The organism is Clostridioides sp. ZZV14-6150 (genome assembly GCF_020657875.1).
Lineage (GTDB): Bacteria > Bacillota > Clostridia > Peptostreptococcales > Peptostreptococcaceae > Clostridioides.
In genome coordinates this window covers 84,200-109,865 of record NZ_JAGWDA010000004.1, presented here as the reverse complement: position 1 = coordinate 109,865, position 25,666 = coordinate 84,200, and the positions used below count along the sequence as shown (strand labels likewise).

The window sequence follows — 25,666 nt, the reverse complement described above, 5'->3', positions numbered from 1 at the left end:
GAGGATTTATTAATGAAAACTGGTGTAGTTAAATGGTTTAACAATGAAAAAGGATTTGGATTTATATCTGTAGAAGGTGAAGGAGATGTTTTCGTACATTTCTCAGCTATAACAGGAGATGGATACAAATCATTAGAAGAAGGACAAAGTGTTGAATTCGAAGTAGTAGATGGAGCTAAAGGTCCTCAAGCTGCTAATGTAGTTAGATTATAATTAAAAATTCATATATATTAGTATTCTAGTAATATGACAGATAAGCCGCTAATCGTTTAGCGGTTTTTTCAGTTTTTTGGAAACTAAATTAATTTCAAAATAAATTAAAATTATTAAAATAAAGGCATTAATAATAAGATAAATATGTTAAAATTAATAGTGTAGAGTAAAATTATTATGGCTAAGTTTAAGTCAATTAATCTCTAGTTAATTTTCTATAAAAAGAATAAGTGACGCTGATAGACCATACAAAAATATTAATAAAGCATAGACATTTAAAGCTATTAAAAGAAAAACGCTTGTTACAGCGTATAGTATCTAAAAAATACTTAGAAAATGAGAAAGGAGAAAGTTACTGCAAAAAAGTAACATTATAAATATTGGATAATATTTGTAAGTTTTCGGTAACGGTGGGTAGTGTAATGAACATATTATTCTTTCTAACACCAAAAAGTGAAGTAGCATATATATATGAAGACTACACTATAAGGCAAGCCCTAGAAAAAATGGAATATCACAAATACTCTGCGATTCCAATAATAAGCAAAGAGGGTAAATATATTGGAACTATAACAGAAGGTGATTTTTTATGGACATTAAAAAACGACTTAAATCTGGACCTAAAAGGATTGGAAGATGTTCCAGTAACAGATATCAATAGAAAAATGGATAATTCTCCTGTTTCCATCAATGCAGACATTGAAGATTTAGTAATAAAATCTTTAAATCAAAATTTTATTCCTGTTATAGATGACCAAGATACATTTATTGGAATAATAAAAAGAAGAGATGTAATAGGTTATTGTTATGAGATAATACGTGGATATAAAAATTTAGCAGATGATAATTAGAAAATTTTTTGAAACTTTTCAAGTTTCTACTTCTATTCTTTGTAATAAAAGAATAATAATATGAAATTAAATTCTTAAACTTTAATATAAAAGCTGTCTTTTCTAAGAATTATAGATAAGACAGCTTTTTTTATCTGTTGTTTTATTATTAGTCGTTGTATTTTACAAGATTTCCATATTTAGCGTTAAGAGCATTTATTTTATTTCCATAAACTTCATTTTGTTTTTGGTATAATAAACTTTTTTCAACTTCAGCTTCAACTTCATCAAATGTAGATTCTGTACTTTCTTGAAGGTCTTCTAACTTTATTATATGGTATCCAAATTGAGTTTTAACTGGCTCACTTACTTCACCTTTAGCCATAGAGAATACAGCTTCTTCAAACTCAGGAACCATTTGTCCTCTACCGAATGTTCCTAAATCACCACCCATATCTTTAGATGGGCAAGAAGAATGTTTAATAGCAGCATCTTCAAAAGATATTTCTTCTGATTTTATTTGAGCAAGTATTTCTTTAGCTTTTTCATCACTATCTACTAGTATATGTTTAGCAGTTGCGCTTTCTGGTTTAGAAAAAGAGCTCTTATTAGCTTCAAAGAATTTTACTTTTTCATCTTCTGTTACATCAACACTAGATAAAACTTTATTTATAGCAAATTGCTTTAATACATTTGCTTCTATCTTTTTCATTTCTAATTTAAATACTTCTTCTTCATCTAATTTTTCTTCCTTAGCATCTAAGAAGAATAGTTCTTGGTTTACTAAATCATTTAATAAATGTTTTTTTCCTTCTTCAGTTTTAAATTGCATTGCTTGATAAGGGTCTAATGATTTTAATGCATTTTCAATATCGATATTAGTTATCTCTTTTTCTCCAACTGTTACTAAAACTTGTTTTTCCATATTTTCCATAATAGTTAACTCCTTTTATAGTGTATTTCATTATTAATATAAAGCTACCAACTTAAATAATATCAGAAAACGATGTATATGTCTAACATTTAAAGTCATATTAAGTCAAATAGACTTAGATTTAATAGAACAAGGTGATTACAATCAATAGAATTGAGGCCATAATTCCCACTATTCCTTCTTCATGTTTAAATTTAAGTGTTTTTACTATTGAATAATAAAAATATATTCCAGTAAAAACTATCTTTAGATACAAGAAAAATAAACTCTTTGGATATATTAAAAAACTAAAAAGAGTAAACATAAATGCAAGTAAAGTGCTTATCCTGTAAAAGAAATCTATTTGTGTAATGTCTTTATATTTTATTATAAATCTTGAATATAAAATGATGTAAATAATTGCAACAATTGTATAAGCAGTAAATAATGTATTTTCAAGGGTACCATTTGAAATTACTATCCACTTATACCACATAATTGGCCAAAAAAATAGTGCTAAGAACTTAAAATAATTATCAAAAAACTTTTCTTTATACATTCATCAAACAACCTTTCTTAAAAAAGCATGTATTTGTTTTTAGAATTTTAAATAATGTGCTATCATTATTATATATTAATATTGAGTTTATAGAAACCAAAATTTGCTAAAATAAATATATAGATTTTTGCTATTAAGTCAATTAAAATCACTACCATTTTATTATGAAATTGGATCAAATATGTAGAAATATGGCAAATTAGTTAATACAAGATATTTATCATTACCAAGTGGTAAAGCTTGTTTTTTTAATGATAAGAATTCCAATCTTTTTTGAAAAAATTTGATATCTACATTAAGTATGTCAGCCATTTCATAAACACAAGTAATACCAGAATTAATTATATTTATTATATCTTCTTCTGTAATTAAAAATTCACAAGCCCATTTTAAAGCTTTATTTTCACATTTGTCTATAATGATTTTTGTGTAATAATCGTTATAAGAGGATATATAGTATCCAAAACTAGTGAAATGATGTCCAAGTTCCTCTGCTAATATGGATGTAAGTTTATTGGTATTTTGTTTTAAGTTATTGAGTAATGATATAACTTTTATACCATGTTTGTTTATATATAATCCTTCTAAGTCACCTGCAATATGAGTGGTATAATGAATTACTATCTCTTCTTGAGAAGCTAATTCAAAAAGTTTATCCAAATTATTCATAAAAATCCCCCTAATATAGAATGTATGTTTGATGAAAAGTTATATTAAAAGAGCAGAGAAATAAATCTGCTCATTATATAGTTTATTTTTTTTTATATTTATCTAGTAAAAATTCTATATAATCATTAAGTTGTTCTTGAGCTTCTTCAGGCAAGTCTTCATGTGGATTTTTTCTATGTGCCGCAACAGTGTCAATATTTTCCTTAACCAAGGTTCTTCCAAGAAGGTAATCAACTGATACATTAAATACATCAGCCAATTTATTTAAAATATGTTCATCAGGAAATCTGTTTTCTGTTTCATAGTATCCTAAAACTCTTTGAGAAACTCCTACTTTTTCACCAAGTTCTCTTTGAGTAAATCCAAATTCCTTTCTAAGTTCTCTTAATCTTTTGGCAAACATTATAACACCACCTTATGTATAAATTATAACAAATTGTTCTAAAAATTAAAACTAATAAAAGAAAAAAGAATAATTTTTTCTAAAAAATATTGATAAAGAACAAACGATTCTATATAATGGTAATAGATAAGAACAAAATATTCTTAATTATACTAGGAGGAGAAAAGCATGTTTAAAAATAATTTAAAAGATTACAGAGAATCTATGAGTCTGGCACAAGCTAAACTTGAAAAAAGTAGGAATTACAAATAATTATGTATCAAGAATAGAAAGAAACATAAAAATTTATGATTCATTTTGCATAAAAAAATTCTGTTATTTTAGAACAAAATATAGATAAAATTTTTTGAATATATATAGAACAAAATGTTCTTTAAAGATTGTGGAATTTGCAATAAAACTATTGATTAGAAACTATCATTATAAAGTTAAAGCTAAAGACAATAAAATATAAAAAGGAGAAATATAATGGATAATAAAAAAGATATATTACTTAAGGAAACAGATGAAAGATTACATAATTACAAGTATTTGGATGTAAAGATAAAGAATATTAACCTAGATATAAAAAGATGTGAAAATGAATACTTTGGATGTGGAGCTGTAGTTTATACTGAAAAGACTAGTACTACATATAATATAAGCTCTTCTGTTGAAAATGAAGTTGTAAAAAAAGAGGAGAGATTAAGAAAATTAAAAATGGAAAAAGATGATATAGAAATAGAAAAGGAAAAAATAGAAAATGCTCTAACTTGTCTAAATGATATGGAAATGGAATTTTTTAATCTATTCTATAATAGTAAGACAAAAAATAACATGACATATATTTCTATGAAATTGCATTTAGATAGAACTTCTTGCTACAACTTAAAGAAAAAGATGATTTGTAAGCTAAGTGAAATATTATAAAAAACATAACACTTTTACGACACTTTATATACACTATAGCAACAACACCCTCTAAAATATGTGAGATAATGTTATTGTGAAAGAAATCTATAGTGAGGGAGGTGAGGAATTGAAAAATATGATATTACCTAAAAATATAGAGGGAACATAACAATAGAGAAATTAGATGTATCTTTAAAAATTACTTATGCTACTCATAAGAAGATTGTCACATTAAGTAAAAAAATATTTAGTGATAGAGTGGTGATTATTTGCTTAAATACAAAGAAATATTAGAAACAATTATTGATATACTTAAAAAAAGTTTTGATGAAAGTATTTTTATTGATGATGAAAGTGTGCAAGGCTCTGAAGGGTCTTGTTTTTTTGTAAGTATGGTATCAGCTCTTTGCACACCCATAATGTTAAAGACAAACAACAAAGATGTTGTTATGTCTATAAAATATTTACCAAGACCACAATCAAATAATATAAGAATGTATGAAGTTTCAGATGAACTTGATAAACTATTTAATAGAACTGTAAATGTAAGAAATAGAAAATTAAATATAACTAAAATTGAACAAAGTATTAAAAAAGAAGAGTCAATTTATACATTGAACTTTTCAATTACATTAAACTTTCTTGATAGTATATATGAGGAAGAAGAAGTATATGAAAATATGGAAGAAATAAATTTAAACTTAGGAGAGTGATAGTATGGCTATAGGATTACCAAGTATCAATATATCATTTAAGGAGCTAGCTACAACTGTTAAAGAGCGTTCAGCTAGAGGAATAATTGCAATAGTGCTTAAAGATACCAAAGCACTAGGATTCAATGAAATACATGAAAAAGAAGATATACCAGCTGATTTATCTGTTGAAAATAAAGACTATATAAATATGGCTTTGATGGGAAATGTCAATGCACCAAATAAAGTATTAGTTTATGTGCTAGGAGAAGAGGAAGAGGTTCAAAGTGCCTTAGACTTTTTAGAAACTAAAGAATTTAATTATTTATGCATGCCTAAAGCAATAGAAGCTGATAAGACTGTTATCAAAAGCTGGATAATTAAACTTAGAGATACAGACAAAGTTAAAGTTAAAGCTATATTGGGCAAAGTTGCAGGAAATCATGAGGGAATAATTAATTTTACTACAGAAGATGCACTAGTTGGAACAAAGAAGTATAGTGCTGATGAGTTTACGAGTAGGATAGCTGGTATTATAACAGGGACACCTTTAAGTCAATCAATAACTTATACTAAGCTTAGTGATGTTGTTGATATACCTAAAATTACTAAAGCCGATGCAGAGTCAAAAGTTAATAATGGAGAGCTTATTCTTATTAAAGAAGCTGGAGCTATAAGAATTGCTAGAGGAATAAATTCTTTAACTGATTTAACTGAAGAAAAAGGAGCGATGTTCCAAAAAATCAAGATAGTTGACACTTTGGATATTATAAATAATGATATAAAGAAAGTAATAATAGATGATTATATAGGCAAGATTCCTAATAGTTATGATAATAAATGTATATTAATAGTGGCTATAAAAGAATATCTAGAGGAATTAGAAAAAGAAGAATTAATAGAAGCTGGTTCAATTATAGATATTGATATAGAATCACAAAAACAGTATTTAAAATCTAAAAATATAGACATATCTAATATGAAAGAGCAAGAAATAAGAGAAGCTAATACAGGCTCAAAAGTATTCTTAATAGCAAAAATAAAGATGTTAGATGCTATGGAAGATATAGATTTATCAATAGAAATATAGGAGGATTATTAATATGGCAAATATGGAAGCTAGAAATGTAATGAGTGGTACTTGGGGAGAACTTTGGCTTGATGGAGATAAAGTAGCAGAAGTAAAGAAATTTCAAGCAAAGATGGAATTTACAAAAGAAGACATTATAATAGCAGGTCAAATGGGAACTGATACGAAGTATATGGGATACAAAGGGAAAGGTTCAATAACTTTATATCATGTTAGCTCAAGATTGCATAAGCTAATTGGAGAAAAAATAAAAAGAGGTTCTGAACCTAGATTTGTAGCTATATCTAAGTTAAATGACCCAGATTCTTATGGAGCGGAAAGAATAGCCGTGAAAAATATAGCTTTTGATGACTTAACTTTAGCTGACTGGGAAGTTGGAGTAAAAGGAGAGATAGAAGCTCCTTTTACATTTACTGAGTATGATTTCCTTGATATAATTTAGTTTTGTGTGAAGAGTTGATAAATATAGATAGTTAATAAATATAAATAGTCAGTGAATAGAAATTTATTGATAAAGGAGTAAATAATAATGAGTGAAAATGGATTACAAAAAAATATAAATATAGTAGACTTACTTTTAAATGCAGATACAGAAAATTTAGAAAGACCAAGTACAATAGTTGAACTAAAAAGACTATCTAATGTATTTGGCCAAGAGTTTAAAGTAATGTGTAGAGCTTTAACGATAAGTAAAGATGAAGAGATACAAAATACATGTCTTAAAATTGATGAGAATATGAAAACAGATATAGATTTACCAGAAATGCAGATGCTTACAGTTATAGAAGGTATATGTGATTTAGATGGAAATCTTTTATTTAAAAATAAGGAGTTAATGGATAAATTTAAGGCTCCAACTCCAAAGGAATTAGCGAGAAAGCTATTGTTACCAGGCGAAATTACTAATTTATACAGAATCCTTCAAGATGTAATGGGTTATGGTAAAAATGCAGTAATAGAAGAGGTAAAAAACTAATAGGGACGGATACTAAAACGACAATAATGTATTATTATTGGAAGAAAAAAGGTATTAGACCGTCCCTTTTTTATGCAATGGATAAAGGCGAATTAAAGCTTATTGAAGCTTTTTTCGCCTTAGAAATTGAGGAAGAAGTTGAGAAAATGAAGAATGGATATGGAGTTTGTCCTTTGACGGGAGGTGGTATATAGTGGGTAATGTAAAGGAAGAAAGTATAAATATGTATCTTACAGATAATTACACTCCTAAAATGAAACAAATCATAGCAGTTACTGAAACTTTTAGAAGAGTTACTGTATCTGTTTCTCCTTCAACAAATGCAATGGCAAATAATATTAAGAGTTCTATGGCTAGCGCAAGTAATAGTATAAGTAGTGTAAATTCTTCTATAAAAAAAATGAAAGACAGTATAAAAAGTGTAAATTCTTCCATAGAAAAAATGACTGTAAGTATGAATAATACAAATTCAGCAAGTAAAGACTTTAGTGAAGACTTAGAGATAATTGGAAGCAGTGCAGAAAAGGCTAGAAGTAAGTTAGTTAGATTATCACAAGTTGCAAATAGTAAAAAAGGAAGAAATACACATCCAAATGCAAGGTCACAAAATGATAATTCTGAGGTTAAGAAAGCAGGAGGTAATAAACCTACAAAAATAAAAACTGTACAAGATATTGTTCAGCGTGTCAAAACTAGAACACTAGATGTTCCTAAAAAAATGGTTACTGATAAATTACCTGGATTTAAGAATAAAATTTTTAATAGTAGATTAGTGATGGATGTAAAAGGAAGTAACTTCGTCCAAAATACACTAAATATATTAAATAAAATTAAAAATAGTAAATGGATTAGTGCCATTTCAGTTAAAGACTTAGCTAAAAATGTTTTAATAGGTACTTTATCAAAATTAAAGCAATTTGCTGGGAGAGTATGGAGTGGGGCTATTTCAATAAAAGATAAAGCAAGTAGTGTATTAGGAGGAATAAAAGACAAAATATCTGATATTACTAATGGATTTTCAGTAGGCGAAGCTGTAAAAAAAGGTGTAGATTTAGTAGGTAAAGGACAAAATCAAAAAGCTGTTTTAACTAATGTTGTTCAAAGAACCACAGGAATTAAAGATAAGGTTAAAGCTAAGTCTGAAGCTAATGAGTATTATGATGATATAGTAAAAGATGTTGCATTAAAAACACCTTTTGATCCTAGTGAAGTTATCTCAATGAGTACTAAGGCAATGATGATTGGTGGAGGAGATACTAGTAAATCAAAGGATATAACTCAGGCTATGGTAGATGTCAGAGCACTAAATATGGATACTAGTAGTGAACAAGATGTGTCAGCAGCTTTTGTAAGTGCATCAAAAGGAAATATGGATGCTCTTAATACTTTGGTTGGAGAAAATTATAAAACATTTGATGATGCGCTTAAAGGTATAAAGGAGAAGCAAAATGGATTAGCTGGTGAAATGGCTGGTACAATTCCTGGTTTATTGTCTAGTGCATCAACTTATATTGATATGGGATTGAATAACATGATTGAACCATTTGATACTATATTACAAGGTGGATTAAAAAAGATAAATTCATTTTTAGAAAAGGTACCACAAAGTTTGGGTGGATTTTCTCAAAAAGTAGCAGATGTAATGAATGGAAGAAAGATTGCTGAAAATAAACAAAATCCGATTGAAACTCAGACAGCTACAGCGTTAGGGCATATTCCAGGAGCAATAGGTAATACAGGTCAGATGCTTGCTCAAAATATTGATTTTACAGCATTAACAAATTCATTACTTCCTATAGTAAATCTAGTTAATGGATTATTAGACAGTATAAATAATAAATCACCAGTTGCACAAGGTATAATAAGTATATTTGGTACTGTGGTAACAACTGCATTTCAATTGATTGGACCTGTTGTAGAAGCTGTTAGTCCTATTATTACAAGAATTTTTACTTTTTTAGGAGAATATGCTCCTCAAATAAATAACTTTATAGAAACATTAGGAGTTATATGGAAAACAGTATGGGAGACACTTGGACCTTTGTTAGAAGCTGGATGGAAAATTATAGAGCCTATATTAGGAGCTTTCTTTAACATACTAGATAAAGTGTGTAAAATAGTTAAAGATATATGCAAGTGGTGGCAAACTATGGTTAATAAGATGAAAAATGGAAGTATAACAGGAACTGTTTTAAATTTAGTGGAAAAAAGCAAAAAAAATTATAAAGAGAATCCATCTGCTGGAACAAAGGCTGGGGATGCAGCAGGAGTTGCATTTGGATTAAACTATGTACCTTACAATGAATATTCAGCAAGACTTCATGAAGGTGAAATGGTTTTAACTAAGCAAGAAGCAAATCAATATAGAAGTGGAAAAAATGGTGGAAATATAAGCATAGCCAAATTAGCTGATACAATAGTAATTAGAGAAGAAGCTGATATTGAAAAAGTAACATCAAAATTAGTTGCAAGCATACAAATGGCACAACTAGGAGGTGTTCTATAATGGAAATGTGGCTTAGACAAGCTGAAGATAGGTTTAGATTTCCAGTAATACCAGCATCAATAAGTATAAATGGAAAAGCAACTATAAACTCATCAAATATACTTAAAGTTGGAGAAGTAGCAACCTTTGGAGGAGTAGCCCTTAGAAGTATCAATATATCTAGTTTTTTTCCAAATAAAGAATATTCTTTCTGTAATTATAACGGATTTCCATCACCTTATGATTGTGTAAATAAAATCCAAAGATGGATGAATGAAGGTTTCATATTGAGATTTACAGTTACAGAAACAAATATAAATATGGAAGTGATAATAGAAGGTTTTAGCTATGAAGAAAAAGATGGCACAAGAGATGTGTACTTTTCATTGGATTTAAGAGAATATAAAAGACTACAGATACCTAGAGCAAATCCTAAAAAGTAGTGTAATTGTTATAAAAAATTACTCAAAGTTAAATAAAAAGGTAGGTGATTTTTTATTATAAAGATTTGGGTACACATAAAAAACGGAAATATATATGATATAAGTAATATTGTAGATACAGTTTCTTGGTCTGGAGATTATAAGTCTCCATCACGAACATTAGAGTTTTCTATAGTACAGTCAGCTTCTGATATTAATTTTCAACAGATTGATATTCCAATAGCTAGTACAGTTTGTTTTTATGTAGATGAAAAAGAACTTTTTAGAGGAATGATAATTAATAGGTCTAAAGACTCAAGTAGTGTTAACATCAATTTTACAGCTAAAGATATGGGATTTTTACTTTTACAAAGTGAAGTGTCCTATAATTTTAAGGACAAGTTAGTAGAGGATATTGCAAAGCAAGTATTTGCAGATAATAAGCTTGCAATTGGGAATATACCAAAGACAAATGTAAAATATACTAAAATGTTTATATCTGTAAATGGATATGATACCATAATGAGTGCTTATACAGAAGCAAGTAAGACTACAAAGAAAAAATATATGATAGAAGCTAATCTTGATAAATTTAATGTTATTGAGAAAGGAACTGTTACATTAAATGTTACTTTTGAAGAAGGATTTAACCTTATCAATACAACTTTTTCAGAAAGTATGGAAAATGTAAAAAATAAAGTGTTGGTAGTTGACCAATATGGAAATAAGATTAGTGAAAAGGTTAATGATTCACTATTTAAAGAAGTAAATGTAATAATGCAAAAAGTTATACAACAACAAGAAAATAGTACAACAGATATAGAAAGTGAGTTTAAAGGAATTGAAAGGACTTGTTCTCTAAAAGGATATGGAGATACAAGTTGTGTAACTGGTAGAGGTGTAAAAGTAAAAGATTCATATACTAAGTTAGTAGGGTTATTTTATATAGATACAGATAAACATACATGGCAAAATGGAGATTATCAAATTGAACTAGAACTTAATTTTCAAAATATTATGGATGAAAAGTCTGTAGGGCAAGATGAGCAAAAGGAACTTGTTGATAGTGGTGATGGTATTATGAATGGGAATGAGGTTAAAGCCTTATTTACTGCATATTACCCTGCAAATAATTCTATGGAAGGTGGACTTTATGATGCACAAGGTAATAGACTAGACCCTAAAAAGAATACTTGCGCAGCACCAAAGAGTATCAAATTTGGAACAAAGATACAAGTAAAGGGAACTGGTACATCTAGAGATGGAAAAGTCTATACTGTTACTGATAGAGGAGGAGCAATAAATATAAAAGATGGAGTGTATCACTTTGATATATTGATGGCTAGTAACAAAGAATGTAATGTTTGGGGTAAAAAGAATGGAAAAGCAGTTATAGGAGATGGCACATATTCTATCAATGCATCAGGAAGAGCTAAGACAGTTATAGATGAGGCCATGAAGCATAGAGGAAAAGCTTATAAGTGGGGTGCCACTGGGCCAAATAGGTTTGATTGTTCTGGTCTAATGGTATATTGTTTTAATAAAGTAGGGGTAAAATTACCAAGAACATCTAAAGAGCAATCTAGACATGGAAAAGATGTAGGTAAAAATAATTTACAACCCTCAGATTTAGTGTTTTTTGGAAAAGAAGTTCATCATGTTGGGATGTATATAGGTAATGGAGAATTTATACATGCTCCAAGTACTGGAGATGTGGTAAAAATAAGTAAATTAAGTAAGAGAAAAGATTTTCATAATGCAAAAAGAGTTCTATAAAAGGTGGTGATATAGTGGCTAATCCAATCAATGAATTTATTGGAATAATGAGAGAAGAAGGTAAATTTCATAATGAACCTTCTTTTTTTATTGGAATAATAGTAAATAAATTGCCTGATTTAAAAGTATCAATGAACAATATAATTTTAGATAAAGACAATTTACTTATAGACTGTTGGTTGTTTGATAGAGCAACAAAGGATTTTATAACAAAACAGTTTGATAATCATACCCATGAATTGAAGGAACCACTTACTAGCCAACTCAATAAAGGAGATACAGTAATAATGTTTAAAGTTGGAGAAAAATTTGCAATAGTAAGTAAGTTGGTGAGTTTATAATGTCTAATATAATATTTCCATTTATAGGTGTTCCAGAGGATTATGAAATCCCTAAAAAAGAAGAATTAGGGTTATTCCGTGAGGTAGCATGGGACTTTGAAAAAGATGAACCAATATTAGAAAATGGTGATTTTAAGACTGTTGAAAAAAATGAGGCCATAAGAGTTTGGGTTTATAAATGTATAAAAACAAATAAATACGAACATGAAATTTACTCAGATGATTATGGAACTGAATTGACTGATTTAATAGGACAAAAGTACAGCAAAGGCCTTACAGAAAGTGAAGCATCCAGATATATAAAAGAAGCTTTATTGATGAATCCATACATTTTACAAGTAAATGTAGTAAACACTAACTTTAAAAAAGATATATTAAGTGCAGATATAAAAATATCCACTATCTATGGGGAGGTGGAAATAAATGTATAGTGAACAAACCTATGAAGTAATAAAGAATAGAACTCTTAAAAATATAAATCTAGATGTTTATAAAGGAGAAGGCTCTTTTTTAAATGGTATGGTTTCTGGAAATAACTTTGAACTTGCTAAAATGTATGTTGAACTTTCTAATATACATAAAATGGCCTTTATTGAAGATACTTATGACCAATTACTAGATAAAAGAGTAAATGAGTTTGGTGTATATAGAAAACTTGGTAGTGAAGCTACTGGGGAAGTTGAGTTTATAGGAGATAATGGTGTAGAAATAGCAAATGGAACAATTATCTCTTATAAAGATTTATTATTTGTAGTAATAAAGGATGTTGTAATTGGTGATGAAGAAGGGAATATAAGTCCAGTTCAAGCATTAGAAATTGGAACTAAATATAATCTACCATCTGACTGTGAATTTAAGTTAAATGATACTATATTTGGGGTTGAAAAGATAACAAATATAAATAAATTTTCAGGTGGCACAGAAATTGAAACTGATGAAGAATTGAGAGAAAGATTTTTCAAAATACAAAAGAATCAAGCAACAAGTGGAAATAAAGCTCATTATGAAGAATGGGCTTTAGAGGTTGATGGTGTATATAATGCAAAGGTATATCCAAGATGGAATGGTGCTGGAACGGTTAAAGTTCTTCTATTTGGTCAAAATAATCAGTCTGTTGAAGAAGAAATAATAAATAAATGTAGAGAACATATTGAAGAAGAAATGCCAATAGGGCCAACCTTAACAGTAACTACTCCAGTACCTCTAAATATAAGTATAAGTGCTTCTATGGAATTAGAAGATGGATACACTTTGGATATGGTAAAAAATAGCTTTTTGGAAAAAATAAATCAATATTTTAGAACCATAACTGGAGAAATTGTTTATACAAAAATTTTGGGTATTTTAATAAGTACTTCTGGAGTCCATGATTTAAGTAATTTACTTGTAAATAATTCAACAGATAACATAGAAATTGAGGATGATAAAATACCTAGTGTTACAACTTTAAATTTTAGTGAGGTGGAAGTTTTATGAAATTAATTGATAAACTTCCATCATTTTATAAAAATTATATAGTTGAAGCAATACAAAACTCTTATGATGCTGAATTATCTTTATTGAAGGAAAATATTGATGATACTATAAATCAAATGTTTGTTGATACATCCACATGGGGTCTTGATATGTGGGAACAAATACTTTGTATTCAAAATAATGAAGATTTAAATTATGAAACTAGAAGAAGTAACATAAAAGCCAAAATACGAAGTTTAGGAACAACTAAAATAGAGGTTATAAAAAACATCTGTGAGGCCTATACAAAGACTAATGTTGAAGTAGAAGTTCTTAGCAATGAATTTATATTTATACTAGAATTTGTAGTTAATAATTGTAGTTATAATTCAATTGTAGAGTTGGATAAAGTATTAGAAAATGTAAAGCCATGTCATTTAGAACATAGGTTTAAAATGATTTTGTTGAATAAAAATGAATTATTTTGTGGAACTGCTGTAAATACAGGAGAAACAGTTACTGTATATCCATGGACACCATCAAACATAGATATATTTGGAGAAATAAGTATTACTACAGGAAATGATAGAAGTATGGAAAAAGTAATATTATATCCTAAACAGGAGGCGATATAAATTGGCAGAGCAAAAATACTATACTATTTTGACTAAAGCAGGTAAAGCATCCATTGCAAATGCTACTGCTCTTGGCAAGAAAGTAGATTTAGTGAAGTTACAACTTGGAGATAGTGGCGGAAATGAATACAATCCAACAGAGGAACAAACATCTCTTAAAAAGGTTGTTTGGGAAGGTGATATAAGTAATGTAAAAATAGATGATGAAAATTCTAATTGGATAGTTATAGAAACTGTAATACCAGGTAGTATTGGTGGATTTATGATAAGGGAAGTTGGGATATTTGATTCAGATAATAAGCTTATAGCTGTATCTAAATATCCAGAGACTTATAAACCAACTGCTGATTCTGGAAGTGTAAAAGATTTAATTATAAGAATTATTTTGGTAGTTTCTAATACATCAAGTGTAAATTTAAAGGTTGACCCAACTGTTATTTTAGCAACTTTAAAAGACATACAAGAATTAGATAAAAAAATAGATATAACTAAAATATCTTTGACAGATGATATAGAAACTACTAAAACAGAGTTAAATACTAAAATTGATGATAATAAGACAGAAATTAATAGTGAAATAGGAGATACAACACTACTCAATACGACAGACAAAACAAATCTTGTAAATGCAGTAAATGAGGTAAAACAAGGACTTGATAGTATAGAAACAACAGCAGAGAAAACAAGTTATGATAATACAGTAAGTAAACTTAATTCTACTAATGTCCAAGGGGCAATAGATGAGTTATGTGTTAGTGTAAATACTGCTAGAGTTAGTTTAATAAATGATATAAAAGATATGTTACCAATTTAAAGTTTATAGCTTTAAAGAAGTAAAAATTAGTACTATGTTAAAATGGTTAGTAGGAGAAATAATTACCATGTTAGTAGGATTCTTTGTCTTTGCAATTCAAGCAAGGTTATTTTAATGTGAGGAAGATATATGGATAATTTAATGAACTTTATACCAGAGCAGTTACTAATCTTAGTAGCTGCTCTTTATATTATAGGAGAAGGTTGTAAAAGATATAAACAACTAAATAATAAATATATTCCAATTGTGTTATTGGCACTTGGAATATGTTTTTCAATATGGATACTAGGATTAAATGCTAGTGCAGTACTACAAGGAGTGATTTGCTGGGGAGTTGCAATAGGCTTAAACCAAACTTACAAACAATTTAGGGATGGTGATAAATAGTATGAAAGTTGCAATAGTATCAGGACATACACTGTCAGGAAAGGAACAGTTGGATATATATACGAAGGAAAAGAAAACAGAATCCTAATAGACCTAATAGTAAAATGGCTAAAACTAGGAGGAGCAACAACATATATTGGTAAAATTGAAAAAATGAACAAATATAAAAGAGGTAGCATTAAATGCTACCTCTTTTTATAATTAAACTATAAAATTATTGTCTGTTAACTAAAATAGCTATCTTAGCATCTGGATTATAACTTATTTGAACCATTTGATTTTTCTTAATATGTTCAAGGTCTTCACCACCATAAGCAATTTGTAATTTAACTGGTAATTTACCTTGTTTTATGATAGCAACATACTCTTTTTTACCTTTTTTCTCTAAACTAATCAAATTGCCAACATAAGGTTTAAAGTTTTGATACTTTTTACTAGAATTTCTTATGTAGAAGAAAGCACCAACAGCAATAACTAAATTTATGCCAAGTGTAACCCAAGAATTGATTTTCAGCATAGCTCCAGCGATTATTATCACGAACATTAAAACGATAGGTAATATAGCCTTCTTAAGAAGTAATTTACCCATTATTTCATTAGCCTTTTTCTCAGGGCCACTCATAGTTTTTGATCTAGCAAATGATTGCGCGAATTTGTCTTTTAAGCCCATTTTATCCTCCTAATTTTAATAAATATTTAGTTATAATAACGAGAGATTACTTGAAACTAAAAATTTACTACATTTATATTATGTTTGACTTTTGTATAAATAATTACATTCAAGTAAAGCAAAATATACTAATTATTTTATCATAAAACTATAAAAAAGAAAATAAATGAAATAAAAATATTAGAGCAAAGAAATGATGTAAAATCGTATCAAAAGCAACATAAAAATTATTCATCTATTTTTTTATCTTTATTTTTATTATACTCAGTTTTTTCAAAGTCTTTCTCTTTTTCATATTCATGAAGTTTTAATTCAATCATACCTTCTATTTTTGCTCTATCATAATCACTTAGTTTTCTAAAGTTTTTTAAAAGTTTTATTTCATCAGAACTTATGCTATTAAATGGATAGTTTGGTGAGGAATCGCAAATTAAATTTGATTCTTGTGATATATTATCTCCATTTAATAGCCAGTCTACAGAAACATTAAATATATCAGCTATGGATTTTAATATCTCATAATTTGGTTTTCTAATATTTCTTTCAAATTTACTCAAATTATCACAGTTTAACATTTCTTCTAATTCATATTGCTTAAGTTTTTTTGTTTTTCTTAAATAAACAATTCTTTCTCCTAAAGTATCCATAAACACTCTCCATTCAATTAATGTCAGAAAGACTTTTTAAAATATAAATAGTTGCAAAATTAAGGTCAAAATGACATAAAAATATTGACTTAAGGTCAAAGTGACCTTATAATTAATTTAATGATACGAAATTACATCCTAATTTTAGCACAAAGTAATCAAAAAATCTTATTTAGTATTAAATAAATTCATGTACTTAATATTTGTACATATTTAAAAAATATACTAAACAGAGGGAGGTGTATAAATTTAATAATAAAATTAAATATAAATCCACTTAGAAAGGAAACTTGATTAAATGGATACTCGAAAAAAATGGATACCTTTTTTGGGAATACAGGTCAAGCAAAGGCTTATTGAATTAAACATGACTCAAAGAGAATTAGCAAAAAAAGTCGGTGTTAATGAAAACTATTTGTCAGCTATTTTAAATGGCAGAAGAACAGGAAAAAAATATAAATCATCAATTTATCAATTGCTTAATATAGAATATTCAGAAGAAGATTAATATTAATAACTAATATATGAAGAAGGGGCATATTATTATGTGTAAATTAGATTCAGAAGGGGTAATAGAGTGCTGTAGAGCAATTGATGATTTTATTACAGCTCTCAATGGTGTACGAAGTTTAAACATGGAAAAACTGGATATTTTAACTAAATATTCTACTTCATGTTCAATCCTTCTTAGAGAGGAAAATTACAAAGGATGTACAATTGTATATAAAAAGATGTTGGAAGAATTAAAGACATAAATAATATATTAATTAGAGATAGAAAGAATTACATAGTGAGATAGAATATTTTTAAAAACATATAAAAAACATATAAACTAAAATATGGATATGTTAATCTAACTACAATAAATGTGTTTGTAATTAAATTATAGTTTATTTGAGCAACTTAATATCCATATTTTAGTTGTCAATTTAGCACAAAAAAAGAATCTTTATAAATGATGTAAATTCGTATCAAGTTATGTATGTTTAAACTGGTTTATCGTTACTATCAGAAGGAGAATGTTTTTCTAATTCATTATATTCAGATATCTTAAACTCTAGCATTCCTTCTATTTTTATTTTATCACGTTCATTCAATTGCCTATAGAGATTTAATATCATCATTTCGTCATCAGTTACATGTAGATTATACAAATAATCTTCCTTATTTTCTTCAACACTATTATTGGAGTTTACTTTTTCTTTTCCATATAGAAGCCAGTCAGTGCTAACATCAAAATAATCAGCTATTGACATTAATATATCGCAATTAGGCTTCCTACCTCCAGTTTCAAACTTACCTAAGTTTTCAAATTTTAAAATATCCATAAGTTTACGCTGGGTAAGTTTTCTGGAGTTTCTCAAATAAGCAATTCTTTTTCCTAAAGTATCCATGAACACACTCCTTTCTTTTCATAAATAAAAGTCTAAATGACATTAAAAATCGAGATATATTCCTTTTGTTCTATAAAATTACTAAAATAAAGTCTAAATGACATTTTGCTTAAATTAATATACTCATACTATGATTTTAACATATTATAATTGAAAATATATGGTTTATTTTGATTTATAGATATCTTTTAATAGGCAAAAGTAGATATTGAAAATAAAGTAGTTTTAATAATATATTTTATAGATTACTTTTAAAGTATACTTGGATATGAAAATATAATTTTCTAATAATGAAGAATATATAAAAATTATATTAAGAATAGATATTAGGAAGAGAATAGTATTATATTGTAGTTTATATTAGTTAAAGATAAAGAATTTCAAATATTTAAAATATAGCATAAGCTTACAATATAATACTATTGGACTTGTTTATCTAGTTTTGTTTTCTTTATAGAATAACAATATTATGAATGCAAGTAAATTTACACAAAAAACTGTTATATACATCTGTCTAAATCCTAAATTTAGAGTAGATTGTAGTGTATTTTCTATTTTTATTTTATTGTTTTCTATAGAATTTATATAATCGAGTTTTGACTTATTAAAAGCTTTTGGTATTTCATCTTTTACTTCCTGTGTCTTTGCTAGAACTAATTGAAGCGATTTTTTTTGTTGCTCCATTGTGTCAAAACCTTTTTCCATGTCTTGTTTTTTATTCATGGAATCATTTAATTTTGTCTGAAGTTCTTTCTTTTGAGATTCCATGTTTTTAAGTTTTTTACCTAATTGTTTTCTTTGAGACTTAGTTTTTTGTAATTTGGTATTTAACTCAGCTCTTGCTTTTTTAAGTTGTTGTATTTGAGCATCTAGAGCTTCTTTTTTTTCATTTAAATTTGGTTTATTCTCACTAGAATTATTATTTTTATTTTCTGTAGAATCATTTTTATTACTGTTTGAGTCAGAACTACTAGTGTTATTTTGTTCTTGATTATTTGATGAATTTTCGTTATCAGGAGGAGTAGTACCTTGTGGTATTGTAGGTATTTTATTATAAGCAAGTGTCATTTCATTTATAGCTTTATCTTGTTTTTTTATACCTTGTTCCATACCTTTTATGCCTTTATCAGTTCCAGCGATACCTTTTTTTATTCCAGCTATTCCTTGATTAATACCAGTTCTAGCTTTTACCATATTGTCAATACCAGTTTGAATTCCTTTGATGCCACTGTTTAGTTTGTTTTCACCTTTCTCAATACCATTTATTCCACTTTGAGTACCATCTATTCCTTTTTGAACATTTGATTCTATTTTTGTAATTACAGAAGGAACTTTTTCATCAAACATTGTTGTTGATATTTCTTTTGTGATGTTGGTAATATTGGTTGTATCTGCTGATTGAACTTTGTCTAGTAAGTATTTTGGTAGTTTGCCATCTGTCATATCCATATTAATACTTGATGAATCGTTCATATTTGGTATAGAAATATTTTTTAAATTCTTAGCCATTTCTGGGTCTGACTTTAAATCATCTATCATAGTTTCAAGTTCTTCAAGTTGAACTATTTTAGGTGTTGATGGCTTACCAACTATATCCATAATATTATCCTGTACAGATAATCCCGCATGTGCTATAAATCCAATCATTATTGCAGGCGAAATTGAAGTTCCAATTGAGCGTATCAGAGATAGTGTTGCAAGTGCAGAATTAGATTCTTCTATTTTTGTATTTGAAAGCATCATGTAATTTAAAGGTGTTCCCATAGTAAATCCCATTCCTAATCCCATAAATATTAGACTTACACATACACTAAATACTGTATTGGTTTTTAGTGCAATTAAAACTAGATAAAGAGAGCCTATCATAGATACTGAAAATCCAAGTAATAGTATCTTTTTTGCACCAAATTTATCGATAAGTCTTCCACTCAGAGGGGCAGCGATACCTGCAAATAATCCTAATATGGCAACAAAATATCCACCAGAACCAGCATTTATTTTTAATGCATTTTCAGCATATTGTGGAACAAATACCATACCCATCATTCCAATGCCAACAATTAAAGATAGAATGAGTACTATTAGTATTCTTGGATTTAAAAAATATTCGAAATTCAAAATAGGGTCTTTAGCTTTATTTTCAACAAATATAAAAATAGGTATAAGTATTATAAATGTCAATAAATAAGGATAAACTGATGTATCTTGTATAGAATTTTTAAAATTAAAAAAGTCTATATTCATAAGACCATATAACAAAGATACTATTATACATATCAACATTAATGTTCCTAATTTATCTATTTTCTCTGTAGATGGAGACTTATTATTTTTAATAAATAGTATTCCTCCAATAATTATAACCAAGCATATTGGAAGATTAACAAAAAACAACCATTTCCAATTTTGAGTTCCAAATATACTTAGTATTGTACTACCTATACTTGAGCCTAAAATATTTGCAATACCATAGGTTGCTCCAACTAAACCTAAAGCCATGCCTCTTTTGTTTTCTGGGAAAGTGGTTCCAAATTCTGCTGTAGCAATTGGCATAATTCCGCCTCCACCAATAGCTTGTATAACACGGCCAATTAGTAAAATATAAAAGTTGGAAAATAATGATGATAATCCACAGATTAATGAACCACTACCAAATAGAAATATACTAACTAAATATACATATTTTCTTCCTATTTTATCTGCTAATTTACCAGAGATAGGGATTACAGACGCATATGTTAGTGTATATATAGTAATCATCCAAATTCCTGTTTTTTCATTTACACCTAGGCTATTTTGTATAATTGTTCTTGCTGGTGATACTATTCCAGTATCAATAGCTCCCATAAATATACCTAGAAGATAGAGAGTGAGTACTAAAAATAACTTTGGATTATTATCTTTGCTTTGAACACTAGTATTAGAATTCAAGGTAAACACCACCTTAATGTATTAATTTTTCAATATATGGCTTTAAATCTTCAAATTCTATATGAAGATATGTTGAGTATGAAAAAAACATTTTGATTATGATATTACATACTAATTTATCATTATTAAAGAAATTTTCTTGTTCTAAAGCTTCATATACTTTATTTGAAAGTTGCTCATGAAAATCATTTTTATGTTTTTTCATTTCGATAAATCTTTCCACTCCAAAAGTATCTAAAAAATCATCATATTGAATATTATGAACCTTGTTTATAAAATTTCTTATTTCTGTAAAGATAATATTTAGTTTTTCAATGTAATTATCACTATTTTTATTAGAGTATTCAATTCGCCTTATCAATAAATCCCATTCTGATTTTGTAATATATTCTATTATTTCTTGTTTTGATTTGAAGTAATTATATACTGTACCTGCGCTTATACCACACCTTTGAGCTATTTTTCTTATACTAATATTTGAGTAATCTTCTTCCAAAATCATATCTCGAGACACTTTTAGTATATCTTCCTTAACGTTTTCTAAAATCTTAGGCATATGACCACCTCTTCTATTAAAATTATTATGAACACTGTTTATTATAAACCTTTAAAATTTATTAATCAATATGAAAGCTATAATGTATAATATTAATATATAGATATGATGTAAAATAAATGTCTTATTATATAAGTATTTAATCTAATTAAATTTATATTTTTTATATTTAAACAGGAATATGTACTAAAATTATGTAATATTAGATTTTTCTTTTTAATAAGTTAATAATATTATTATATGATAAGGAGAGTAAAATGATGGAAAAGAAGTATGTAATGGCACTAGACCAAGGAACAACTAGTTCAAGAGCTATATTATTTAATAAAAAAGGTGAAATAGTAAAAATTGCGCAAAAGGAATTTAAACAGATTTATCCAAAAGCTGGCTGGGTAGAACATGACCCTATGGAAATATGGGGTTCACAAAGTGGGGTAATGAGAGAGGTCATAGAAACAGCAGGTATAAGACCAGAAGAAATTGCTTCAATAGGTATAACTAATCAAAGAGAGACTACCATTGTTTGGAGTAGGTATACTGGGAAACCGATTTATAACGCAATAGTATGGCAATGTAGAAGAACATCAGAAATCTGTGATGTACTCAAAAGTAAAGGATTAGAGGAATCGATAAAGGAAAAAACGGGTCTTTTGATAGATGCATACTTTTCAGCAACAAAAATAAAGTGGATACTAGATAATGTAGAAGGTGCTAGAGAAAAAGCAGAACAAGGCGAATTATTATTTGGTACTATAGATACATGGTTAATATGGAACTTAACGCGTGGAAAAGTACATATAACAGATTATTCAAATGCATCTAGAACGATGATGTACAATATAAATAACTTAGAGTGGGATAAAGACATACTACGAGAACTAGATATACCAATAAGTATGTTACCAGTAGTAAAACCTTCTAGCTATGTCTATGGTCATACAGATGAACGTATGCTATCAGGAGCTAAAATACCTATTGCTGGATGCGCAGGAGACCAACAAGCAGCCTTGTTTGGTCAAAATTGTATTGAAGAAGGTACTGCAAAAAATACTTATGGAACAGGTTGCTTTCTACTTATGAACACAGGTAACAATATAGTTAAATCTAAACATGGTTTGCTTACAACAATTGCTTGGGGTGTTGATGGAAAAGTAACTTATGCATTAGAAGGAAGTATATTTATTGGAGGGGCATCTATCCAATGGCTTAGAGATGAACTTAAAATGATTGAATCTGCAAGCGATAGTGAAATTTATGCAAATAGAGTAGAAGATACTAATGGTGTGTATGTAGTACCTGCATTTACAGGTCTTGGTGCTCCATATTGGGATATGTATGCTAGAGGGTCAATATTGGGTATTACAAGAGGTGCAAAAAAAGAGCATATAATTAGAGCAACATTGGAATCAATTGCGTACCAAACAAAAGATGTATTAGAAGCAATGCAACACGATTCAAAATTAAAATTAAAGTCATTAAAGGTTGATGGAGGAGCAAGTAATAATAATTTCTTAATGCAATTCCAGTCAGATATACTAAATGTAGATATAGATAGACCTAAAATAGTAGAAACTACAGCTTTGGGAGCTGCTTATTTAGCAGGATTGTGTGTAGGATTCTATATTGGAAGAAATGAAATTACATCAAAATGGTCAGTCGAAAAAGAGTTTAATCCAAATATGAGTGAAGAGAAGAGAAGTAGATTATATAAAGGTTGGAAGAAAGCTGTGTCAAGAGCTTTAAGTTGGGAAAAAGAAGATGAGCAAGACCTTTAAAGGTTAGATGCATTTGAATTTAAAAGTAGGGCTTTTGTAAAGCTCTACTTTTTTATTTTTACTTTTTTATTCTCAAATTTATATTTTTGTATAGTTGTAACCAAGTAGTATAATCTATTTTTCATTTTCGTATAAAAACATTGGTATAGAATTATAAATATGCTGGTCTCCAACAACCAAAAGAATATCTCCTTCTAAAAATTCAATATATGGACCAGGAGAGATTATAAGTTCCTCACCTCTTTTAATTGCAACGATTGTAGCCCCTGTATTTTGCCAAAACTTAGTTTGTGCAGCTGTTTGGCCAATGTACTTACAATTAGAATTTATTGTGAACTGAACGGGCACTAAGGGGTTTATTATTTCGAGTCTATTAGAATAATCTATAATTTTATTTATAGTATCTAAGATTTCATTTTCTAGATTTGATTTAGTATCTATTAAATTGTAAAGTGTTGATTTATATGATGATATATTTGTAATGTCTCTATATTTTTTTATAAAAGAAGAAGCTTTGCCTGGTGATAATACAATAACACCTTTACCTTTTATGCTTTTAACAACACCAATATCTTCTAAAATTTTAACAGCTCTCCTTATAGTTTCTGGTGATACGTTGTATTTACCAGCCAAAACAGAGCGTCCAAACAATACTGAATCTTCCTGTATTTCACCTGTATATATTTTATTTGCAATATCCAAAGCTATCTTTTGGTATATTGGCATAGTATAGTTTTTTTCCATTGTTTTTCCTCCAATATAAAATTTATGTTAAAAAATATATAATCTTAATAATACTATTGTATAATTTATAAATTTATATGTCTACATTATGTACAAATATTGTCGTTTTTTTAAAATAATATTTTAACGTGCATTTAGTATACATATTTTTATTTTGCTCTTCAAAGTATGTAATGAAGTATTTAAGGGAATGTAAAGACATTCTATGGAGAAAAATAAATAATTATATAGATGAAATAAACAAATGAATGAAAAAAAACACTTCTGTCTTGCATATAAAGTTATTAAAATTGAAAAATGCTTTAAAAATGAAAGTCAAAAGCTATAATTTATCTATAAATAATTAATTATTAACTAAAAAATAGGAAAAATGTTTTTTGAAAAAGAACTACAAATGAATGTCGATTTAAAATAATTGCAAAAAAATTCCTTAAATGGTAAAATTATATTAATTAAATGTATTGAAATAGTTGGAAAAATAAAAATGCATACAAGTAATAAAATATTTCATGCAATATATATAATAAACAAAATTTAAAAATTAAAACTACTTATTCTATCAAAATGTTAGCAAGGGGGGTCATAAATTGTATAAAGTAGATTTAAATAGCGATTTAGGAGAAAGTTTTGGAACATATAAGATTGGTTTAGATGAAGAAGTCTTAAAATATATTTCATCAGCTAATATAGCCTGTGGATTTCATGCAGGAGATCCTAGTCACATGGATAAAACAGTAAAACTTGCCAAAGAAAATGGAGTTAAAATAGGAGCACATCCAGGTTTTTTAGATTTAATAGGATTTGGAAGACGTGAGATGAAAATAACAAAACAAGAAGCTAAAGATTATACAAAGTATCAATTGGGAGCATTAATGGCATTTGCAAGTTCAAATGGATGTAATATACAGCATGTAAAGCCACATGGAGCTTTATACAATATGGCTGCAAAAGATAAAAATTTAGCCATGGCTATTTGTGAAGCTATATATGAAGTTAATAAAGATATTACTTTGTTAGGGCTATATAATAGTGAAATGATAAGTTCAGCTAAAGAGATTGGACTTAAGTTTGCAAATGAAGTATTTGCAGATAGAGCCTATGATAGCAACGGTTTTTTGGTTCCAAGAAATGTAGAAGGAGCCGTTATACATGATACAGAAACTGCAATAGATAGAGTTGTTAAGATGGTAAAAGAAGGAACAGTGGAAACTATAACTGGTGAAATTATACATATTAAAGCAGACTCTATATGTGTGCATGGAGACAATCCAAAGGCAATAGAGTTTGTTAAAGAAATAAGAAAACGTTTTGAATTAGAAAGTATAGAAGTTTGTCCATTAGAAAATATGGAAGTTTGTTCATCAGAGGACATATTGTAAGGTTGATAATATGAGGGGG

General features: G+C 27.9%; 29 protein-coding genes. 20 read left to right on the top strand and 9 right to left on the bottom strand.

Features of this window, described 5'->3' with window-relative positions; translation table 11 throughout:
- Window positions 1-12 precede the first annotated feature (12 nt).
- Both KGF41_RS06645 and KGF41_RS06640 read left to right on the top strand, forming a co-directional pair.
- Entirely contained in the window at window positions 13-213 is a 201-nt protein-coding gene (locus KGF41_RS06645; RefSeq protein ID WP_227434262.1) for a cold-shock protein, read from the top strand.
- 422 nt (window positions 214-635) lie between these two features.
- Window positions 636-1,064 carry a CBS domain-containing protein gene (locus KGF41_RS06640; RefSeq protein WP_227434263.1) on the top strand — a complete coding sequence of 143 codons (429 nt, stop codon included), beginning with the start codon at window positions 636-638 and terminating at the stop codon, window positions 1,062-1,064.
- A 148-nt stretch (window positions 1,065-1,212) separates the two neighbouring features.
- On the opposite strand, the gene KGF41_RS06635 is transcribed toward KGF41_RS06640, so the two are convergent.
- The 3 genes from KGF41_RS06635 to KGF41_RS06625 all read right to left on the bottom strand — a co-directional run bounded on the left by KGF41_RS06635 (window position 1,213) and on the right by KGF41_RS06625 (window position 3,587).
- Window positions 1,213-1,968 carry a peptidylprolyl isomerase gene (locus KGF41_RS06635; protein WP_227827479.1) on the bottom strand — a complete coding sequence of 252 codons (756 nt, stop codon included), beginning with the start codon at window positions 1,966-1,968 and terminating at the stop codon, window positions 1,213-1,215.
- Window positions 1,969-2,677: 709 nt separating this feature from the next.
- On the bottom strand, window positions 2,678-3,184 hold the full coding sequence (locus KGF41_RS06630) for an ImmA/IrrE family metallo-endopeptidase (RefSeq protein ID WP_227827230.1): 507 nt from the start codon (window positions 3,182-3,184) through the stop codon (window positions 2,678-2,680).
- Between the two features lie 82 nt (window positions 3,185-3,266).
- Window positions 3,267-3,587: a helix-turn-helix domain-containing protein gene (locus KGF41_RS06625; protein ID WP_227827231.1), complete on the bottom strand. Its 321-nt coding sequence runs from the start codon at window positions 3,585-3,587 to the stop codon at window positions 3,267-3,269.
- A gap of 468 nt (window positions 3,588-4,055) precedes the next feature.
- On the opposite strand from KGF41_RS06625, the gene KGF41_RS06620 reads away from it, so the two are divergent.
- From KGF41_RS06620 to KGF41_RS06555, 14 genes are all read left to right on the top strand, one after another.
- Window positions 4,056-4,496, top strand: coding sequence for a hypothetical protein (locus KGF41_RS06620; protein ID WP_227827232.1), 441 nt, complete (start codon window positions 4,056-4,058; stop codon window positions 4,494-4,496).
- A 251-nt stretch (window positions 4,497-4,747) separates the two neighbouring features.
- Window positions 4,748-5,191 (top strand): DUF6838 family protein, encoded by a 444-nt coding sequence (locus KGF41_RS06615; protein WP_227827233.1) that lies wholly within the window; start codon window positions 4,748-4,750, stop codon window positions 5,189-5,191.
- A gap of 4 nt (window positions 5,192-5,195) precedes the next feature.
- Window positions 5,196-6,260, top strand: a complete 1,065-nt coding sequence (locus tag KGF41_RS06610; protein ID WP_227841958.1) for a phage tail sheath subtilisin-like domain-containing protein — start codon at window positions 5,196-5,198, stop codon at window positions 6,258-6,260.
- Window positions 6,261-6,273: 13 nt separating this feature from the next.
- Window positions 6,274-6,702, top strand: a complete 429-nt coding sequence (locus tag KGF41_RS06605) for a phage tail tube protein (RefSeq protein WP_227841957.1) — start codon at window positions 6,274-6,276, stop codon at window positions 6,700-6,702.
- A gap of 87 nt (window positions 6,703-6,789) precedes the next feature.
- The gene (locus tag KGF41_RS06600) at window positions 6,790-7,236 is read left to right on the top strand and encodes a phage tail assembly chaperone (protein ID WP_227841956.1); all 447 of its coding nucleotides are present in this window, start codon (window positions 6,790-6,792) and stop codon (window positions 7,234-7,236) included.
- 193 nt (window positions 7,237-7,429) lie between these two features.
- Entirely contained in the window at window positions 7,430-9,742 is a 2,313-nt protein-coding gene (locus KGF41_RS06595) for a hypothetical protein (protein WP_227841955.1), read from the top strand.
- Entirely contained in the window at window positions 9,742-10,164 is a 423-nt protein-coding gene (locus KGF41_RS06590; RefSeq protein WP_227841954.1) for a hypothetical protein, read from the top strand. The genes KGF41_RS06595 and KGF41_RS06590 overlap by 1 nt, the downstream gene beginning before the upstream one ends.
- Window positions 10,165-10,434: 270 nt before the next feature.
- The gene (locus KGF41_RS06585) at window positions 10,435-11,919 is read left to right on the top strand and encodes an NlpC/P60 family protein (protein WP_227841953.1); all 1,485 of its coding nucleotides are present in this window, start codon (window positions 10,435-10,437) and stop codon (window positions 11,917-11,919) included.
- A gap of 14 nt (window positions 11,920-11,933) precedes the next feature.
- A complete protein-coding gene (locus KGF41_RS06580) occupies window positions 11,934-12,260 on the top strand; it encodes a DUF2577 family protein (RefSeq protein ID WP_227841952.1) in 327 nt (108 codons plus the stop codon).
- Entirely contained in the window at window positions 12,260-12,691 is a 432-nt protein-coding gene (locus KGF41_RS06575; RefSeq protein WP_227841951.1) for a DUF2634 domain-containing protein, read from the top strand. The genes KGF41_RS06580 and KGF41_RS06575 overlap by 1 nt, the downstream gene beginning before the upstream one ends.
- Window positions 12,684-13,736, top strand: a complete 1,053-nt coding sequence (locus KGF41_RS06570) for a baseplate J/gp47 family protein (RefSeq protein ID WP_227850165.1) — start codon at window positions 12,684-12,686, stop codon at window positions 13,734-13,736. The genes KGF41_RS06575 and KGF41_RS06570 overlap by 8 nt, the downstream gene beginning before the upstream one ends.
- Window positions 13,733-14,350: a putative phage tail protein gene (locus tag KGF41_RS06565; protein ID WP_227850166.1), complete on the top strand. Its 618-nt coding sequence runs from the start codon at window positions 13,733-13,735 to the stop codon at window positions 14,348-14,350. Before KGF41_RS06570 ends, KGF41_RS06565 begins: the two co-directional genes overlap by 4 nt.
- Before the next feature lies 1 nt (window position 14,351).
- A complete protein-coding gene (locus KGF41_RS06560; protein ID WP_227841948.1) occupies window positions 14,352-15,164 on the top strand; it encodes a phage tail protein in 813 nt (270 codons plus the stop codon).
- A 129-nt stretch (window positions 15,165-15,293) separates the two neighbouring features.
- On the top strand, window positions 15,294-15,551 hold the full coding sequence (locus tag KGF41_RS06555; protein WP_227841947.1) for a phage holin family protein: 258 nt from the start codon (window positions 15,294-15,296) through the stop codon (window positions 15,549-15,551).
- Between the two features lie 214 nt (window positions 15,552-15,765).
- On the opposite strand, the gene KGF41_RS06550 is transcribed toward KGF41_RS06555, so the two are convergent.
- Entirely contained in the window at window positions 15,766-16,221 is a 456-nt protein-coding gene (locus KGF41_RS06550) for a hypothetical protein (RefSeq protein ID WP_227434279.1), read from the bottom strand.
- Between the two features lie 227 nt (window positions 16,222-16,448).
- The gene (locus KGF41_RS06545) at window positions 16,449-16,868 is read right to left on the bottom strand and encodes a helix-turn-helix domain-containing protein (protein WP_227827248.1); all 420 of its coding nucleotides are present in this window, start codon (window positions 16,866-16,868) and stop codon (window positions 16,449-16,451) included.
- A 298-nt stretch (window positions 16,869-17,166) separates the two neighbouring features.
- On the opposite strand from KGF41_RS06545, the gene KGF41_RS06540 reads away from it, so the two are divergent.
- Both KGF41_RS06540 and KGF41_RS06535 read left to right on the top strand, forming a co-directional pair.
- Window positions 17,167-17,376, top strand: a complete 210-nt coding sequence (locus tag KGF41_RS06540) for a helix-turn-helix transcriptional regulator (RefSeq protein WP_227434281.1) — start codon at window positions 17,167-17,169, stop codon at window positions 17,374-17,376.
- Window positions 17,377-17,413: 37 nt separating this feature from the next.
- Window positions 17,414-17,623: a hypothetical protein gene (locus KGF41_RS06535; protein ID WP_227827249.1), complete on the top strand. Its 210-nt coding sequence runs from the start codon at window positions 17,414-17,416 to the stop codon at window positions 17,621-17,623.
- A gap of 231 nt (window positions 17,624-17,854) precedes the next feature.
- Here KGF41_RS06535 and KGF41_RS06530 read toward each other — a convergent pair whose 3' ends face one another.
- The 3 genes from KGF41_RS06530 to KGF41_RS06520 form a co-directional block, all read right to left on the bottom strand.
- On the bottom strand, window positions 17,855-18,262 hold the full coding sequence (locus tag KGF41_RS06530; RefSeq protein ID WP_227827250.1) for a helix-turn-helix domain-containing protein: 408 nt from the start codon (window positions 18,260-18,262) through the stop codon (window positions 17,855-17,857).
- A gap of 432 nt (window positions 18,263-18,694) precedes the next feature.
- Window positions 18,695-21,202, bottom strand: a complete 2,508-nt coding sequence (locus tag KGF41_RS06525) for an MDR family MFS transporter (RefSeq protein WP_227850167.1) — start codon at window positions 21,200-21,202, stop codon at window positions 18,695-18,697.
- A gap of 4 nt (window positions 21,203-21,206) precedes the next feature.
- Window positions 21,207-21,749, bottom strand: coding sequence for a TetR/AcrR family transcriptional regulator (locus KGF41_RS06520; protein ID WP_227827252.1), 543 nt, complete (start codon window positions 21,747-21,749; stop codon window positions 21,207-21,209).
- Between the two features lie 260 nt (window positions 21,750-22,009).
- Between KGF41_RS06520 and glpK the strand changes: the two genes are divergently transcribed.
- On the top strand, window positions 22,010-23,524 hold the full coding sequence (gene glpK / locus KGF41_RS06515; RefSeq protein ID WP_227839535.1) for a glycerol kinase GlpK: 1,515 nt from the start codon (window positions 22,010-22,012) through the stop codon (window positions 23,522-23,524).
- 114 nt (window positions 23,525-23,638) lie between these two features.
- On the opposite strand, the gene KGF41_RS06510 is transcribed toward glpK, so the two are convergent.
- On the bottom strand, window positions 23,639-24,268 hold the full coding sequence (locus KGF41_RS06510) for a TrkA C-terminal domain-containing protein (protein ID WP_227827254.1): 630 nt from the start codon (window positions 24,266-24,268) through the stop codon (window positions 23,639-23,641).
- Window positions 24,269-24,855: 587 nt separating this feature from the next.
- On the opposite strand from KGF41_RS06510, the gene KGF41_RS06505 reads away from it, so the two are divergent.
- Window positions 24,856-25,647 carry a LamB/YcsF family protein gene (locus KGF41_RS06505; RefSeq protein WP_227827255.1) on the top strand — a complete coding sequence of 264 codons (792 nt, stop codon included), beginning with the start codon at window positions 24,856-24,858 and terminating at the stop codon, window positions 25,645-25,647.
- Window positions 25,648-25,666 lie beyond the last annotated feature (19 nt).